At 69.8% G+C, this 17,486-nt stretch carries 11 protein-coding genes and 1 pseudogene; 5 read left to right on the plus strand and 7 right to left on the minus strand.

What is annotated here, in order from left to right; genetic code table 11:
* Positions 1–141: 141 nt before the first annotated feature.
* The 7 genes and pseudogenes from B6R96_RS13005 to B6R96_RS13035 all read right to left on the minus strand — a co-directional run bounded on the left by B6R96_RS13005 (position 142) and on the right by B6R96_RS13035 (position 11,056).
* A complete protein-coding gene (locus tag B6R96_RS13005) occupies positions 142–1,194 on the minus strand; it encodes an ABC transporter ATP-binding protein (protein ID WP_079406017.1) in 1,053 nt (350 codons plus the stop codon).
* Positions 1,187–2,236 (minus strand): ABC transporter ATP-binding protein, encoded by a 1,050-nt coding sequence (locus B6R96_RS13010; RefSeq protein WP_030385857.1) that lies wholly within the window; start codon positions 2,234–2,236, stop codon positions 1,187–1,189. The genes B6R96_RS13005 and B6R96_RS13010 overlap by 8 nt, the downstream gene beginning before the upstream one ends.
* Positions 2,237–2,287: 51 nt before the next feature.
* A complete protein-coding gene (locus B6R96_RS13015; protein WP_030385856.1) occupies positions 2,288–3,211 on the minus strand; it encodes an ABC transporter permease in 924 nt (307 codons plus the stop codon).
* Positions 3,212–3,234: 23 nt separating this feature from the next.
* Positions 3,235–4,128, minus strand: coding sequence for an ABC transporter permease (locus B6R96_RS13020; RefSeq protein WP_234431721.1), 894 nt, complete (start codon positions 4,126–4,128; stop codon positions 3,235–3,237).
* Positions 4,129–4,359: 231 nt separating this feature from the next.
* Complete coding sequence (locus B6R96_RS13025) at positions 4,360–6,015, minus strand: peptide ABC transporter substrate-binding protein (RefSeq protein WP_237291408.1); 1,656 nt, start codon at positions 6,013–6,015, stop codon at positions 4,360–4,362.
* Between the two features lie 472 nt (positions 6,016–6,487).
* A pseudogene (gene typA / locus B6R96_RS13030) lies at positions 6,488–8,394 on the minus strand (translational GTPase TypA).
* A 346-nt stretch (positions 8,395–8,740) separates the two neighbouring features.
* The gene (locus B6R96_RS13035) at positions 8,741–11,056 is read right to left on the minus strand and encodes an ABC transporter family substrate-binding protein (RefSeq protein WP_030385852.1); all 2,316 of its coding nucleotides are present in this window, start codon (positions 11,054–11,056) and stop codon (positions 8,741–8,743) included.
* A 347-nt stretch (positions 11,057–11,403) separates the two neighbouring features.
* Here B6R96_RS13035 and B6R96_RS13040 point away from each other — a divergent pair, with 347 nt between their 5' ends.
* The 5 genes from B6R96_RS13040 to B6R96_RS13060 all read left to right on the plus strand — a co-directional run bounded on the left by B6R96_RS13040 (position 11,404) and on the right by B6R96_RS13060 (position 17,482).
* Positions 11,404–11,628, plus strand: a complete 225-nt coding sequence (locus tag B6R96_RS13040; protein ID WP_030385851.1) for a hypothetical protein — start codon at positions 11,404–11,406, stop codon at positions 11,626–11,628.
* Positions 11,629–11,730: 102 nt separating this feature from the next.
* Positions 11,731–12,555, plus strand: coding sequence for a hypothetical protein (locus B6R96_RS13045; protein ID WP_053167964.1), 825 nt, complete (start codon positions 11,731–11,733; stop codon positions 12,553–12,555).
* A 1-nt stretch (position 12,556) separates the two neighbouring features.
* Complete coding sequence (locus B6R96_RS13050) at positions 12,557–14,455, plus strand: fumarate reductase/succinate dehydrogenase flavoprotein subunit (RefSeq protein ID WP_081522527.1); 1,899 nt, start codon at positions 12,557–12,559, stop codon at positions 14,453–14,455.
* On the plus strand, positions 14,452–15,222 hold the full coding sequence (locus tag B6R96_RS13055; RefSeq protein WP_030385848.1) for a succinate dehydrogenase/fumarate reductase iron-sulfur subunit: 771 nt from the start codon (positions 14,452–14,454) through the stop codon (positions 15,220–15,222). The genes B6R96_RS13050 and B6R96_RS13055 overlap by 4 nt, the downstream gene beginning before the upstream one ends.
* A 70-nt stretch (positions 15,223–15,292) precedes the next feature.
* On the plus strand, positions 15,293–17,482 hold the full coding sequence (locus B6R96_RS13060; RefSeq protein WP_081522528.1) for a TPM domain-containing protein: 2,190 nt from the start codon (positions 15,293–15,295) through the stop codon (positions 17,480–17,482).
* Positions 17,483–17,486: the final 4 nt, after the last annotated feature.

Here is a 17,486-nt window from a genome sequence, read left to right on the forward strand (position 1 = left end):
CTCCCGGGGCCGCAACCGGTTTCCGCGGCCCCGGTCGCCGGCCGCTCCCGGGGGTGGGCTCCCGGACGCATGACGGGAAAAACGGCCGGCCCCCGGCGCCGTGGGGCGCCGGGGGCCGGCCGTCGAGGCGGAACGCGTCGGTCAGACGGCCAGGATGGCCTTCTCCTCGGCGAAGTGGCACGCCGACTCGTGCGCGGCCAGGGTCTGCAGACCCTTGAAGCGCTCGGGAACGGCCAGCAGCGGCTCCTCGACGGAGCACTTCTCCTCGGCCTTCCAGCAGCGGGTGCGGAAGCGGCAGCCCGACGGCGGGTTGGCCGGCGACGGGACGTCACCGGTGAGGATGATCCGCTCGCGGCCCTCGCGCGCGGCCGGGTCCGGGACCGGGACGGCGGAGAGCAGCGCCTGGGTGTACGGGTGGGTCGGGTGCTCGTAGATCTCGGCGTCGGAGCCGATCTCGGCCATCTTGCCCAGGTACATGACGCCCACGCGGTCCGAGATGTGCCGGACGATCGAGAGGTCGTGCGCGATGAAGAGGTAGGAGAGGTTGAACTCGTCCTGGAGCTTCTCCATCAGGTTGATGACCTGGGCCTGCACCGACACGTCGAGCGCGGAGACCGGCTCGTCGCAGATGATGATCTCGGGCTGCAGGGCCAGGCCGCGGGCGATGCCGATGCGCTGGCGCTGACCGCCGGAGAACTGGTGCGGGTACCGGTTGATGTACTCCGGGTTCAGGCCGACGACGTCCAGGAGCTCCTGGACCTTCTGGCGGCGCGAGCCCTTGGGAGCCACCTCGGGGTGGATCTCGTAGGGCTCCCCGATGATGTCGCCGACCGTCATGCGCGGGTTCAGCGACGTGTACGGGTCCTGGAAGACCATCTGGATGTTGCGGCGCACGGCCTTCAGCGCGCGGCCGGACAGCTTGCTGATGTCCTGGCCCTTGTAGAAGACCTCGCCCGCGGTGGCCCGCTCCAGGTTCATCAGGAGCTTGGCGACCGTGGACTTGCCACAGCCGGACTCGCCGACGATGCCGAGGGTCTCGCCCTGGTAGAGGTCGAAGGAGACCCCGTCGACGGCCTTGACCGCGCCGACCTGCTTCTTGAACAGGATTCCCTGGGTCAGCGGGAAGTGCTTGACCAGGTTGCGGACCTGGAGGATCGGCTCGCGCTCGGTGGCGTTCTTGGTGAGCTCAGCCATGGATCTGCTCCTTCCAGAAGTGGCACGCGCTGCCGCGGCCGGGCAGTTCGGTGCCGTCCTGCTCGGTGACCGGGTGCAGCACCGGGATCTCGGTGCGGCAGATGTCCTGCGCCTTGGGGCAGCGGGGGCTGAAGGCGCAGCCCGCGGGAATGCGGAGCAGGTTGGGCGGCAGGCCCTTGATCGCGTAGAGCTCCTGGCCCTTCTGGTCCAGGCGCGGGATCGAGTCGAGCAGGCCACGGGTGTACGGGTGGGACGGACGCTTGTAGATCTCGTGGACCGGAGCGGTCTCGACGATCCGGCCCGCGTACATGACCGCGATCTTGTCCGCGACGTCGGCGACGACGCCGAGGTCGTGGGTGATCAGGATCAGACCCATGTTCATCTCGCGCTGGAGCTCCGCGAGCAGGTCCATGACCTGGGCCTGGACCGTCACGTCGAGGGCCGTGGTCGGCTCGTCGGCGATGATCAGGTCCGGCTCCAGGGCCAGCGCCATGGCGATCATGATGCGCTGGCGCATACCGCCGGAGAACTGGTGCGGGTAGTCACCCACGCGCGCCTTGGCGGCGGGGATCTTCACGCGGTCCATGAGCTCGATGGCCTTGAGCTTCGCGTCCTTGCGGGACATGCCCCGGTGGACCCGGAACATCTCGCCGAGCTGGTCGCCCACCGAGTAGACCGGGTTCAGGGAGGACAGCGCGTCCTGGAAGATCATCGCCATCTTGTTGCCACGGAGCTTGCGGCGCTCCTCGTCGGACATCTTGAGGATGTCCTTGCCGTGGAAGCGCACCTCGCCGCCGGAGACGCGTCCGGGCGGGCTGTCGAGGATGCCCATGATCGCCTGCGCGGTCACGGACTTGCCGGAGCCGGACTCGCCGAGCACGGCGAGGGTCTCGCCGGCGCTGACGCTGTAGCTCACGCCATTGACGGCCTTGGCGACCCCGTCACGGGTCTTGAACTCGACCTGGAGGTTGTCCACCTCCAGCAGCGGCACGGCGGATCCGCCGCCCGTCTCCGCAACGCTGAGAATCTCCGACGTCGTCACGCCGCCACCTTCGTCCTGCTTGCTGATGTTGTCTCGGGGCATCGGGCGGCCCTACCGGAGCTTCGGGTCGAGCGCGTCACGCAGGCCGTCGCCGACGAAGGCGAAGCCGAGCACGGTGACGACGACGAACAGGCTCGGGAACACCCACAGGTAGTCATTGACGCCGATGAAGCCCTGGCCGGCAGCCAGCATGTTGCCCCACTCCGGCACGTCGACGGGGACGCCGGCGCCGAGGAAGGACAGTGCTGCCACACCGACGATGGTGGTGCCGACGTTGAAGGTCGCGTAGACCAGCACCGCGGTCATCGAGTTGGGGAGGATGTGCGTGCGCACGATCCGCCAGCCGCTCGCGCCGAGTGCCTTGGCCGCGTGGACGTAGTCCATCTCGCGCACCGACAGGATCGAGCTGCGCAGCAGCCTGGAGACGGTGGCCCACGAGAAGATCGCGAGCGAGATGATCACCGGGGTGATGCCGCGGCCGGTGACCAGGATGATGACGACGGCACCGATCATCAGCGGGAACGCGAGGAACACGTCCGCGATGCGCATGACCAGGGTGTCGGCGAAACCGGCGAAGTAGCCGGCGATGGCGCCCAGGGCGACACCGATCAGCACCGCGAAGAAGATCGAGGCGAGGCCGACGAACATGGCCACGCGGGTTCCGGCTATGAGGCGCGAGAACATGTCGCGGCCCAGGGCGTCGGTACCCATCCAGTGGGTGCCGTTGGGCGACGCGAGGGTGTTCTCGAGGTCCTGCGCGCTGGGGTCGAACGGCGCGAGCATCTCGCCGAACGCGGCCGTCAGGAACAGCAGCGTGATGATCACGAGGCCGACGACGGCCAGCTTGTTCTGGACGAACCGGTGGCGGATCTCGCCCCACTGGCTCAGTTGCTTGGGTCGGGGTTCGGCCGGGGCCGAAGCGGACGACACGGGGTTCTCGTCCCCGATCGCCGGGCTCGTTGCGAGCTCAGACATGAGGAAATCCTCCTTGGGGGCGGTCAGCTGAGGCGGATACGCGGGTCGAGGGCCGCGTACAGCAGGTCCACGATGAGGCTGAGGACGACGAAGATGGCGACGCTGTACGTCACCACACCGATCACGATCGGGTTGTTCTGCTGCTGAATCGCCTGAACCAGTGCCAGACCGACACCGTCCCAGTTGAAGATCGCCTCAGTGATGAGCGCGCCACCGAGGAGCGCACCGAAGGAGATGCCCAGGTAGGTGACCACGGGAATGGACGAGTTGCGCAGCACGTGCTTGAAGAGCACGCGACGGCGCGGAAGTCCCTTGGCCACGGCCGTCTTCACGTAGTCGGCACGCAGCACCTCGAGCATCGTTCCGCGGGTGAGGCGGGCGACGAACGCGATGTCGGTGATGGCGAGGGTGACCGCGGGAAGAACCATGCCTTCGAGCTTGTCGCCGCCGAGTTGTGGGAACCACTGGAGTTCCACGGCGAAGTACTTCATGAGCAGCATGCCGATCACGAACGTCGGGAATCCGACGGCCATGGTCGTAAAAAATGTCGTGGCCATGTCCAAGATGCTGTATCTGTAGAGGGCGGCGATGATGCCGACTCCCATACCGAACACCGTGACGAGAGCAATGGCCAGCAGGGCCAGCTTCGCGGTGTTCTGCAGCTTGGGGGCGAGGATCTCGGACACCTCGCGGCGCTGGACGAAGTCCTCGCCGAGGTCTCCGGTCGCGACCTTGGCCACGTAGTTCACATACTGCTCGGGCAGCGACTTGTCGAGCCCGTAACGCGCCTTGAGTTCCGCGACCACTGCTGGGTCACGTGCCTTGTCACTGCCCGCAATCGAGCCCACGGGATCGCCGGGGAGAACGAACAGACACGCGAACAGAACCATGGTCGCGCCGATGAGGACTATGACCATCTGCCCGAGGCGACGGGCGACGTACCTTCCCATGTTTTGCCTCTCTACCTGGCCGCTTCTGGGAGCAGCGGCCTCCGGCCCAAGGAAACGGGCCGGCTCTCGGCCTGCGGGGGTTGCCCGCGGATGTGAGGGGTGCCGAAGTAATAACGGCCTGCCGAGCGGGGCCGCGGCCCACCGGTCACCCGGGGGCCGCGGCACGTTCGCTCCTGACGGATATACCGTCCGAACCGATTACTTCTTGAGCGAGATCTTCTCGAGGATCGGGTCCTCGTTGAAGTTGATGTCGTCCAGACCGTTGAACTTGTCGGTCGCCATCAGGCGGAACTGGGAACGGTTGAAGGTCGGGATGAGGGCCATGTCCTCCATGGCCATCTTCTCGGCCTGCTTGTACATCGCCGTACGCGCGGCCTCGTCCTTGGTGGCACGAGCCGTGTCGATCAGCTTGTCGAACTCCGGGTTGTTGTAACGGACGCGGTTGTCACCGGTCACGTTGCCCTCGGCGTCCTTCGACATCGAGGAGGAGTGCAGCAGCGGGAACAGGAAGTTCTCCGGGGTCGGGTAGTCCGCGCCCCACGCGAAGCGGTAGATGCCGGTCGCGCCGGAACCCTGCTGCTCCTTGAGCATGCCGGGGAAGTCCTTGCCGTCGAGCTTGACCTTGACGCCCAGGACCTCTTCGAGCTGCTTCGCGATGGCCTGGACCCACTCTTCGTGGCCCGCACCGGTGTTGAAGCTGAACTTGATCTCGGTACCCGGCTTCAGGCCGCCCTTCTCGGCGTGCTCCTTGGCCTTGGCGACGTCCTGCTTGACGCAGGAGACGCACAGGTCCTTCTGGTACGCCTTCGGGAACGCCGGCGGCACGATGGTCGTCGACGGGGTCTGGTAGCCCTGGAAGACACCCTTGGCGATGGCCTGACGGTCGATCGCGTAGGAGATCGCCAGACGGGCGTCCTTGTTGTTGGTCGGACCGTTGTCACCGATCGGCAGAACGAAGTTCATGCCGTTGGTGTCCTTGGCGAACCACTTGTTCTGCGGCTTGTACTTCGCCTCGGCCGTCTTCAGCATCGGCGTCGGGATGTGCGCGTAGTCGAAGGTGCCGGCCTGGAAGCCGTCGTACTCGAGCTGCTGCGCGGTCTTGTCGTTGAGGAGCGTGACCTGGACCTTCTCGAGGGAGGCCTTCTGGAGACCGTACCCGTCGTTGCGGATCAGGTTGATCGCCTTGTTGTGCTCCCAGGTGCCGTCCATCTTGAACGGACCGTTACCGATGGGGGCCTCGCCGAACGCCTTGTCCTCTTCGCCGACCTTGGCGACCTTCGGGACCGGGCTGTAGGCAGCGTGCGCCGTCTTCAGGACGAACTCGCAGTCCGCCTTCGACAGGTCGACCTTGATGGTGGTCGGGTCCGGCGTGGTGACGCCGGAGAAGGTCTTGGCGGAGCCGTCCTGCAGCTCGGCGTAACCCTTGATGCCGGCGAAGTGGTACGCCACGTCGGACGCGGCGGCCTTGTGCGCGGCACGGGCCCAACCACGGGCGAACGCCTCGGCGTCGACGGCCTCGCCGTTGGAGAACTTGGTGTCGGGCTTGACCTTGAAGGTCCAGGAGGTGCAACCCTCGTCCGACGTCGCCGACTCGGCGAGCGCGGGCTCGGCCAGGCCGTCCGGCGTGTTGCCGTACAGGCCGGTGAACAGGGCGTTGGCCAGCAGGATGCCGGTGGACTCGTGGGCGCGCCCCGGGTCGATCGTGTCCGGCTCGGTGCTACCGAGCCTGAACACGCCACCGTTGGCAGCGCTGCCCTTGTCCTTGCTGTCACCGTCACCGCCGCCACAGGCGGTAGCGGCCAGGGCGACGACAACCGCGCCCACGACCCACTTGGCGCTCTTGGCACCGCGCATGGGTTTCCTCCTCATGAGTCCACTGATCGACTTGAGGGGCAAAAAAACCTCGCCGACACCCCTGACGGCGAGCATTTCTGTGCCCATAGTGTGCTCGTGAGTCGGCGCGATCCCCACATCGCGTGACCCATTGACCCGAGCTCAATGGAGCCATCCTCAGGGACTGCCAGGCCGTAAACCACACTTAAGTGGTCTCGTTTTCACAACATCGATCCGCGTCAGAAACCCGAAATCCGGACAAACGGATAGGAGACAGACACGTGCGAAACGGACGGTTAGCTCATCATCCGGAGTGTCACGGTCGGTATGCGGACACCTGAACGCAAAAATCCGCTTGACAGAAGCGAACAGCCCCTCCCCTCACGGAGTCCGTGAAGGGAGGGGCTGCTGCGTTACCAAGGCACTGCGGCCGACTGCGGCCACCGCGGCCGGCCGCCCGAGCAAACTCGGGCGAACGGCCGTACGGCTCCTGCTACTTGCCGGACTTGGCGCGCGACGCGGTGCGCGAGCGGTCCTTCTGGTCCAGGACGACCTTGCGGATGCGGACGGCCTCCGGGGTCACCTCGACGCACTCGTCGTCGCGGCAGAACTCGAGGGACTGCTCCAGGGAGAGCTTGCGCGGGGGCACCACGTTCTCCGTGTTGTCCGCGGAAGCCGCACGCATGTTGGTGAGCTTCTTCTCCTTGGTGATGTTCACGTCCATGTCGTCGGAGCGCGAGTTCTCGCCGACGATCATGCCCTCGTACACCTCGGTGCCGGGCTCGGTGAACAGGACGCCGCGCTCCTGGAGGTTGATCATCGCGAACGGCGTCACGGAGCCGGCGCGGTCGGCGACCAGGGAGCCGTTGTTACGGGTCACCAGCTGGCCGAACCACGGCTCGTGGCCCTCGTGGATCGAGTGGGCGATACCGGTACCGCGCGTGCCCGTGAGGAACTCGGTGCGGAAGCCGATCAGGCCGCGGGACGGGACGACGAACTCCATGCGGACCCAGCCGGAGCCGTGGTTCGACATGTTGTCCATGCGGCCCTTGCGGACGCCCATGAGCTGCGTGACGGCGCCCATGTGCTCCTCGGGCACGTCGATCGTCATGCGCTCGACCGGCTCGTGGACCTTGCCGTCGATCTCCTGCGTGACCACCTGCGGCTTGCCGATGGTCAGCTCGAAGCCCTCGCGGCGCATCTGCTCGACCAGGATGGCGAGCGCGAGCTCACCACGGCCCTGGACCTCCCAGGCGTCGGGACGCTCGGTCTCCAGGACGCGCAGGGAGACGTTACCGATCAGCTCGCGGTCCAGACGGTCCTTGACCTGGCGGGCGGTGACCTTGCGGTCCTTGACCGCGGACTTGGCGTCCGCGCCCTTGCCGCTGCCGCCGCGGCCGACCATCGGGGAGGTGTTCGTACCGATGGTCATGGAGATCGCCGGCTCGTCGACCGAGATCAGCGGGAGCGCGATCGGGTTCTCCGGGTCGGCCAGGGTCTCACCGATCATGATGTCGGGGATACCGGCGACCGCGCAGATGTCACCCGGGCCCGCCACCTCGGCCGGCTTGCGGGTGAGCGCCTCGGTCATCATCAGCTCGGTGATGCGGACGTTCGACTGGGTGCCGTCACGCTTGATCCAGGTGACGGTCTGGCCCTTGCGCAGCTCGCCCTGCTCGACGCGGAGCAGCGCGATACGGCCGAGGAAGTTGTCGGCGTCCAGGTTGGTGACGTGGGCCTGGAGGGGGGGCCTCCTCGTCGTACACCGGCGCGGGGGACGTGCTCCAGGATGGTGGAGAAGAACGGCTCCAGGCTGTCGCTGTCCGCGGGGACGGTGCCGTCCTCGGGCTTGGTCAGCGAGGCCACGCCGTCACGGCCGCAGGCGTAGACGATCGGGAATTCGATCTGGTCCTCGTCCGCGTCCAGGTCCAGGAAGAGGTCGTACGTCTCGTTGACGACGGCGTCGATCCGGGAGTCCGGGCGGTCGGTCTTGTTGATGCAGAGGATGACCGGCATCTTCGCCTGCAGGGCCTTGCGCAGGACGAAGCGGGTCTGGGGCAGCGGACCCTCCGAGGCGTCCACCAGCAGAACGACGGCGTCCACCATCGACAGACCGCGCTCGACCTCACCACCGAAGTCGGCGTGGCCGGGCGTGTCGATGATGTTGATCGTGATCGGGGCCCCGCCGTCCTTGGGGTGATACTTCACCGCCGTGTTCTTGGCGAGGATCGTGATGCCCTTCTCACGCTCCAGGTCGTTCGAGTCCATCATGCGGTCGTCGAGGTGCTGGTGGGCGGCGAAGGCACCGGCCTGCTTGAGCATGGCATCGACGATGGTCGTCTTGCCATGGTCGACGTGGGCGACGATGGCGACGTTACGGATGTCGTGGCGCGTGGGCACTTCGGCGCTTCTCCCGGGATCGTGGATGGCGTCGCGTACGGCCTGGCACGCGCGCCTCGGCCGGGCGAAAACCTGCCACGGCCTTACCCCATCGTACGTCGCGTGGCGGGAACCGCCTGCCGGGGGGCTGTCAAGAGGCCGGACGAATGAGCGCCGCCGAGTGCTGCGTGGGGTGCCTCGGCGGCTGTTCTACCGGTATTCATGCGGGTCAACGGGCGTGGTCAATGGGTATGTCACGACCTTGCCCGCCGGGGATCCGGCGGGCAAGGGACTTGAGTCACATCTGAGCTTGTGCTCCGTCGGTCAACCTGACAGGCACCGCTTTGTCACCACTTCTTCTCCCGCGCTACTTCTTCTTGTCCTTCGCGGTGGGCGGCTTCTTCCAGCCGATGTCCTGGTAGCGGGGGGCGCCGAGGCCGAAGGCGCCCGCGTTGACCAGGCCGGGCTTGACCGCCACCAGCTCGGGCCGCTGGTAGAGGGGGATGGAGCCGGCGGCGGCCCAGATCCGCGCGTCCGCCTTGCGCATCAGCTCACGGGACTTCTCCTCGTCCAGCTCGCCGACGGCCTGGTCGAAGAGCTGGTCGATGTGGTCGGTGCCGACCCGGGTGTAGTTCTGTTCGACGAGCAGGGAACCGTCCGCGGCCGGCTCCGGCTTGGCGAAGATGGGCCGGGCGTCGGTGGCCGGGTAGGCCGTCGCGGGCCACGAGTACAGGGCCAGGTCGTACTGGCCCGAGGCCACGTGGTCCTTGAAGAAGCTGTCGTCGGCCACCTTGACCGTTTCTGTGTTCACGCCGATCTTCCGGAGCATCGTGGAGATCCGCTCGCCGACCGCGCGCAGCGACTCCGAACCGGGACCCGCCGGGAGGACGAAGCGCAGGCTGAGCGCCTTCCCGTCCTTGGCGAGCATGTTGCCGGAGGTCCGGACGGGCTGCTTGGCCGGGGCCGGAGCCGGGGAGGCCTTGTCGGGGTCGGCCGCGTCGTCGCGGGCCGGAGCTCCCTTGCCGTCGTCGAGCACCTCGGGCCGGGCCGCCGCGGCCCGGGCGGCCTGGGCGAGCAGGGACGCCTGCTGCTGGACCCCGAAGGGGGCCGGGGCGAGCACCGGGGACGGCCCGTCCTGGGCGGCGGCCGGGGCGGCGCCGGCCTTCGGGCGGGTCCCGGTCGCCGACCGCGGATCGCCGTTGCTCCCGTCGTCCTGGCCCACGATGTAGAGCCCGTCGTTGCCGGTCCCCGGGCCGGACGGGGTCTTCGAATCGTCCTGCGGCGCGCTCTCCGGGCCGGCCTTGGCACCCGCCGGCTCAGTGATCTTGCCGCCCTTGCGCCAGCCCGCGTCCGCGAGCAGGGCCTGGGCCGCCTGGGTGTCCTGGCCGCCGAGCGCGTCGCTGTTGTCGGCGTACGCCCGCTGCCCGGCCAGGGCCAGGTGGCTGCCGACCGGCTTCGCCGGCAGGCCGAGCGGCTTGAGCACGACCTCCGCCAGCGCCCGGCGGTCCAGGGCGCGGGCCACCGCCCGCCGCACCCGCTCGTCCGCCAGCGGGCCGGTGGAGCCGTTCATCGCGAGCTGCGTGTAGGCCGGCTCCAGGGACTTGCGCACGGCGAAGGCCCGCAGGGCCTTCTGCTCGTCGGCGTACCGCTCCACCGAGGCGAGGTGCTTCTGGCGGCTCTCCGTCTCCGCCGCGGCCTTGTCCTCGTCCGCCCCGAAGGCGACGGCCCAGGACAGCGTGGCCTGCGCCGGGGTCAGCGCGGCCCCCGGGCCGTGGGCCGGTGCGCCGCCCGCGCCCGGGCCCTTCTTGGCGGCGGCGTCCCGGTGGGCCAGTGCGATGCGGTCGGCCCCGGCGCGGTCGATCTCCGCCAGGTCGAGCTTCCCGGCGGCCAGTGCCGCAGGGCGCTCGGCCCGCGGAACCGCGGTCAGGACCAGGGTGTCCAGCTTGGCCGCACGGCCCCACCAGCGTGCGTTGCGGGTCAGGGCGGCGGTGCCGGTCTTCTTGTCGATCGCGCCGAGGGCGAAGGGACCGGCGGTGATCTTCAGCGTGCCGCGGGCGCCCTCGTTGAAGGCGTCGGGGGTTCCGGTGACCTGCTTGGGGTAGAGCGGGGTGAAGAGCGAGCGCCAGTCGGCGTACGGCTTGTTGAAGGTGACCCTGACCTCCAGGTCGGTCTTGCCCTTCTCGATCTTCTCGATCCGGTCGTAGCCGGCGTTGCGCGCCGTCCAGTACGCCGAGTCCTTGCCGTTCAGGGCCCGCCACTGCGCGACGAAGTCGGCGGCGCCGATCTCGCGGCCGTCGCTCCACACCGCCTGCTGGTTGAGCTTGTACAGGACGACCTGCTTCGGCTCCCGCTCGATGACCTCGGCCTTCTCCAGGTAGTCCGGATTGGCCACCGGCCGCCCCTTCGCGTCCAGCACGAACAGCTGCGGGAGCACCGCGCCCGCGATGCGGTTGGTGGTGGCGTCCGCATCGGCCTGGAAGGTGTTGAGGGTGTCGGGGAGCGTGTCCACCGCCCAGCGGAGCACACCCCCGTCCGCGACCTTGTCGCGGGTGGTCGTGGCGATGTCCTGCCCTGCGGCGGCCGGACCGCCCTCGTCATCACCCGCGCCGCAGCCCGTGAGCAGCGGCAGTGCGAGGACTCCCGAGGTCAGGAGCGCCAATGACCTGCGCCTTCTCTGGGACATGGGTGGTACCTCCGGGGCGGGGCGTGGGGGAAGCATGATCACGTTCGGCGGTATATGGAGCTGATCACACCGGTTGCCGGAACCCACTGAAATAGACGGTCCGCCGCACCCCTCGCACCCGCCTCTCGCCACGCCGCGAACCCCACCCGTGCGGACCAATCCCGGTTGCGCGGCAGCGGGCGTTCCCCCGGGAGAGGGATGAGAATGGGGGGCGGGGAGGGGCGCACGATTCACGCCTGCGCGCCCGCAATCGCTGCACGTCCCTTCACAACCGGGGACAGGAAGCGCGACACTCGCAGGCGCACATGAGCGTTGCCACCGCACCCTGGCGGAAGTGAGGGCAAATCATGTCCCTGCAAGACGATCTGAGTGCCGTCCGGCGCAACCTGGACGAGCTGACGCGCAAGGTCGAGCGGCTGGAGCAGCAGGCCGCACGGCAGAAGCCGTCGACGACGGCGGCCGGTCCGGACCCGTCCCGCATGGTGACGGTCCCGGACACCCCGTACGACAGCTCCCTGTGGACGGACTCCGACGACGAGGGCCTGGGCGCCCGCGACCGCCGCGCCCCCTGAGCCCGCCCGTCCCGGACGCGCATCCACCCACGCCCCGACCGGCCCGGCCGTCCTCGGCCGGGCCGGCCGGTGCACCCCTCATCACTCCTCCCGGAGTCTTCTTTGGCCACAGGCACGGAACGACCCCAGCAGCGGCCCGGCGGCGTCCACGACGCCTCACGGGCCGCGATCGCGGCCCGGCACCTGCGGACCGACCGGTGGTGGCTGGCCCCCGCCGGCACCGCGGCCGGGCTGCTCGCCTTCATCGTCTACTCGACCTGGAGGGCCTTCGCGAACGCCGACTACTACGCGGCCCCGTACGTCTCCCCCTTCTACTCCCCGTGTCTGGCGGAGAACTGCGTCCCGATGAAGGGCGGACCCAACTGGGAGGTGTTCGGCAGCTGGTGGGGCCTCTCCCCCGCCCTGCTGATCCTGATCTTCCCGCTCGGCTTCCGGCTGACCTGCTACTACTACCGCAAGGCCTACTACCGGGGCTTCTGGGCCTCACCGCCCGCCTGCGCCGTCGCCGAACCGCACACGAGGTACACGGGTGAGACCCGCTTCCCGCTGATCCTCCAGAACGCGCACCGGTACTTCTTCTACGCGGCGATCCCGGTCGCGGGCATCCTCACCTACGACACCGTGCTGACCTTCCGCGACGAGCAGTACGCCTGGGGCCACATGGGACTGGGCACCCTGCTGTTCCTGGTCAACATCACGCTGATCTGGGCCTACACCCTGTCCTGCCACTCCTGCCGCCACATCATGGGCGGCCGCCTCAAGCACTTCTCCAAGCACCCGGTGCGCTACCGGCTCTGGGGCTGGATCGGCCGGCTCAACACCCGCCACATGCAGCTGGCGTGGGCCTCCCTGATCAGCGTGGCCCTGTGCGACTTCTACGTGTACCTGCTGGCGAGCGGCGCCTTCACCGATCCGAGGTTCTTCTGACATGGCTCAAGTGGAACGGCAGCAGTGGGACGTGGTCGTGGTCGGCGCCGGCGGTGCCGGGCTGCGCGCCGCGATCGAGGCCCGCGAGCGGGGTGCCCGTACGGCCGTGATCTGCAAGTCCCTGTTCGGCAAGGCCCATACGGTGATGGCGGAGGGCGGGATCGCCGCCTCCATGGGCAACGTCAACGAGGGCGACAACTGGCAGGTGCACTTCCGCGACACCATGCGCGGGGGCAAGTTCCTCAACCAGTGGCGGATGGCAGAACTCCACGCGAAGGAGGCGCCGGACCGGGTCTGGGAGCTGGAGACCTGGGGCGCGCTCTTCGACCGGACGCCCGACGGGAAGATATCCCAGCGCAATTTCGGCGGGCACGAGTACCCGCGCCTCGCGCACGTCGGCGACCGCACCGGCCTGGAGTTGATCCGCACCCTCCAGCAGAAGATCGTCCAGCTCCAGCAGGAGGACTTCAAGGAGTTCGGGGACCACGGGGCCCGGCTCAAGGTCTTCCAGGAGTGCACGGTCACGCGGGTCCTGAAGGACGGGCAGGCGGTCTCGGGGGCCTTCTGCTACGAGCGCGAGTCCGGCCGCTTCTTCGTCCTGGAGGCCCCGGCGGTGGTGCTGGCCACGGGCGGGATCGGCAAGTCCTTCAAGACGACCTCCAACTCCTGGGAGTACACGGGCGACGGCCACGCGCTGGCCCTGCTCGCGGGCGCACCCCTGCTGAACATGGAGTTCGTGCAGTTCCACCCGACCGGCATGGTCTGGCCCCCGTCGGTCAAGGGGATCCTCGTCACCGAGTCCGTGCGCGGTGACGGCGGGGTGCTGCGCAATTCCGAGGGCAAGCGGTTCATGTTCGACTACGTCCCCGACGTCTTCAAGGAGAAGTACGCCGAGTCGGAGGCGGAGGGCGACCGCTGGTACGAGGATCCGGACCACAACCGGCGCCCGCCCGAGCTGCTGCCGCGCGACGAGGTGGCGCGGGCGATCAACTCCGAGGTGAAGGCGGGCCGCGGCTCCCCGCACGGCGGTGTCTTCCTCGACGTGTCCACGCGGATGCCGGCCGAGAGGATCAAGCGGCGGCTGCCCTCCATGTACCACCAGTTCAAGGAGCTGGCGGACGTGGACATCACGGCCGAGCCGATGGAGGTGGGCCCGACCTGCCACTACGTGATGGGCGGCATCGCGGTCGACTCGGAGTCCGCCGCCACCGTCGGGGTCCCGGGGCTCTTCGCGGCCGGCGAGGTCGCGGGCGGCATGCACGGCTCGAACCGGCTGGGCGGCAACTCCCTCTCCGACCTGCTGGTCTTCGGCCGCCGGGCCGGCCTGCACGCGGCACAGTACGCCGCCTCCGCCGGACGCCCGACGGTGGACGGGTCGGAGATCGACGCGGCGGCGACGGAGGCGCTGGCCCCCTTCCACGCGGTGGAGGGCGCGGAGAACCCGTACACGCTCCACCAGGAACTCCAGACGACCATGAACGACCTCGTCGGCATCATCCGGCGCGAGGGCGAGATGGCCGAGGCCCTGGAGAAGCTGGCGGGCCTGCGCGTACGGGCCTCCCGGGCCGGTGTCGAGGGGCACCGGCAGTTCAACCCCGGCTGGCACCTGGCCCTGGACCTGCGGAACATGCTGCTGGTCAGCGAGTGCGTGGCCCGCGCGGCCCTGGAGCGCACCGAGAGCCGGGGCGGGCACACCCGCGAGGACTGCCCGTCGATGGAGCGCTCCTGGCGCCCGGTGAACCTGCTGTGCCGGCCGGTCGACCCGCCCCCGGCGGATCCGGCGGCCGACCGGATCTCGCTGGTCCGCACCCGCACCGATCCCATCCGTCCGGACCTGCTCGCGCTCTTCGAGAAGGAAGAGCTGGTCAAGTACCTCGCCGAAGAGGAGCTTTACGAATGAGTTCGTACGACGCGAGCTTCCGGATCTGGCGGGGCGACGCGGAGGGCGGGGAACTGCGGGACTTCACGGTCGAGGTGCACGACGGGGAGGTGGTCCTGGACATCGTGCACCGGCTCCAGGCCACCCAGGCCTCGGACCTGGCCGTCCGCTGGAACTGCAAGGCGGGCAAGTGCGGCTCGTGCAGTGCGGAGGTCAACGGGCGGCCGCGGCTGATGTGCATGACGCGCATGTCCACCTTCGAGCGGTCCGAGACGATCACGGTCACCCCGCTGCGCGCCTTCCCGGTCGTCCGGGACCTGGTGACGGACGTGTCCTTCAACTACACGAAGGCGCGGGAGGTCCCGGCCTTCGTGCCTCCGGAGGGGGTGGCACCGGGCGCGTACCGGATGCAGCAGGTCGATGTGGAGCGCTCGCAGGAGTTCCGCAAGTGCATCGAGTGCTTCCTGTGCCAGGACACCTGTCATGTGGTGCGTGACCACGAGGAGAACAAGGGGGCCTTCGCCGGTCCGCGCTTCCTGATGCGGGTGGCGGAGCTGGACATGCACCCGCTGGACGCGGCGGCGGAGGCGGGCCTGGACCGCAAGCGCAGCGCGCAGGAGGAGCACGGGCTGGGCTACTGCAACATCACCAAGTGCTGCACGGAGGTCTGCCCCGAGGGCATCAGGATCACCGACAACGCGCTGATCCCGCTGAAGGAGCGGGCGGTGGACCGCAAGTACGACCCGCTGGTCTGGCTGGGCAACAAGATCGGCCGCCGGCGGGACTGACGACCGGGACCCGGGCCCCCTCGGGAGGGCCCGGGCCCGGCAGCGGGCCGGTCGCGGGTGATGGCTCCGGATGCGGGGGGATAAAGGTCAAAATACCCTCCCAAATGTGACGCCGCCGAGGAGCAGGACGCAGGGACGCACCGCCGCCGCCCTATCCGTACGGGCCGCGCTCGCGCCTGCGACCGTCCTCGCCGGCGCGCTGCTGGTGCTCGGCGGCGCGGCCACCGCCGGGGCGCCGGCCGCACGGGCCGAGGATCCCGTCACCCTGTCGCAGCAGGGGCAGATCACCGACCGTGTCGGGGCGCTCGGGGACCGGCAGGGCGCCGTCACCGCCGCGCTCGACAAGCTGTACGCCGACCGGAGGATCCAGCTCTTCGTCGCCTACGTACGGGACTTCTCCGGGCGCTCCGCCCAGAGCTGGGCGGACGCCACCGCGCAGCGCAACGGCCTCGGCCAGAACGACGTCCTGCTGGCCGTGGCGACCGGGGCCCGTCAGTACGCCTATTCGGCCGATGTCGACTCCGGTTTCACCGAGCAGCAGCTCGCCACCGTGGCACGGACCGCGATCGAGCCCGCCCTGAAGCAGAACGACTGGGCGGGCGCCGCCATCGGTGCGGCCAACGGCTACAACGCCGTGCTCGGCGGGCAGCCCGTACCCGTACCCACCATCACCCCCGGTCCGGCGGATCCCGGCGGCAAGGCGGGCGGCGAGAGCGGGGCGGGTGACTTCGTGCTCCCGGTGGTCGCCGTCGGCGCGGCCGGGGCGCTCGCCGCGTACACGTACACCCGCCGCAAGCGGAAGGTCGCGGCCGGGGGCGGGCGCGGTACGACCACCGGGCCGGGCTGGCCGGAGGGAGCGCCGGACCGGCTCCCGCTGCCGGAGCTGGACGCCGGGGCCAAGGCCCTGCTGGTGGACACCGATGACGCGGTCCGCACCAGTACGGAGGAACTCGGTTTCGCCATCGCCCAGTTCGGCGAGGAGGCGACCCGCCCCTTCGTCGCGGCGGTGGAGTACGCCAAGGACGAGCTGACGCACGCCTTCCGGCTGCGCCAGCAGCTCGACGACGCCTACCCGGAGGACGACGCGACCCGGCGCCGGATGCTCGACGAGATCGTGGCCCGCTGCACGGAGGCCAACCGGCGGCTCGACGCCGAGTCGGCGGACTTCGACCGGCTGCGGGACCTGGAGAAGAACGCTCCGCAGGCCCTCGCCACCGTGGAGGCGCACGTCGGCGACCTGACCGGGCGCACCGCCACCGCCCGGGCCACCCTGACCGCCCTGGCGGGGCGGTACGCGGACTCCGCGTCCGCACCCGTCGTGTCCAACGCCGAACAGGCCGAGGACCGGCTGCTGTTCGCGACGACCAACCTGGGCCGGGCCCGCGCCGCACTCGACGCCGGAGAGAACGGCACGGCGGCCGTGCACGTACGGGCCGCCGAGGGTGCGGTCGACCAGGCGGCGACCCTGGTGGACGCGGTCGAGCGGCGGGCGCAGGAGCTGGCGGAGGCGGCCGGGAAACTGCCGGGCGCGCTGACCGAGACGGACACCGACCTCGCCGACGCCCGCGGGCTGCTCACCGGCACTGCCGAGGGCACCTCCACGGCCGACCTGCGCGGGCGGATCGGCCGGGCGGAGGCCGTACTCGCCGACGTACGGCGGGAGGAGGCGGCCGGCCGGTACGACCCGATCGATGCGCTGCGCCGGGTCGAGGAGGCCGACGCGGCCCTCGACGAGGCGCTGGCCGGGGCGCGGGAGCGGGAGTCGGGGCGGCAGCGGGCGGTGGCCCTGCTCGACCAGGCCGTGCTCGCGGCGCGCAGTGCGATCGGCGCGGCCACGGACTACATCACCACCACCCGGGGTGCGGTGGGCAGCCAGGCCCGCACCCGGCTGGCGGAGGCGGGCCGGCACCTGGAGCGGGCGGAGTCGGTGGCGCAGGCCGATCCGGCGGGGGCGCTGGCGGAGGCCCAGCGGGCGGACATGCTGGCGCGGCAGGCGCAGGAACTGGCGGAGCAGGACGTCCGCGCGTACCAGGACCCGTACGGGGGCCGGCGGGCCGGCGGCGGTACGGGCGGCGCGGTGCTCGGCGGGATCATCCTCGGCGAGATCCTGCGGGGCGGCCGGGGCGGCGGGGGCTTCGGCGGCGGCTTCGGGGGCGGCGGGGGCGGGGGCTTCGGGGGCGGTGGGGGCGGCGGGAGCGGCCCCGGCTCCTTCGGCGGCGGCGGAACCCGTGGCCGCATGGGCGGCGGCGGCCGCTTCTGAACGT

It is taken from the genome of Streptomyces sp. Sge12 (genome assembly GCF_002080455.1).
Lineage (GTDB): Bacteria > Actinomycetota > Actinomycetes > Streptomycetales > Streptomycetaceae > Streptomyces.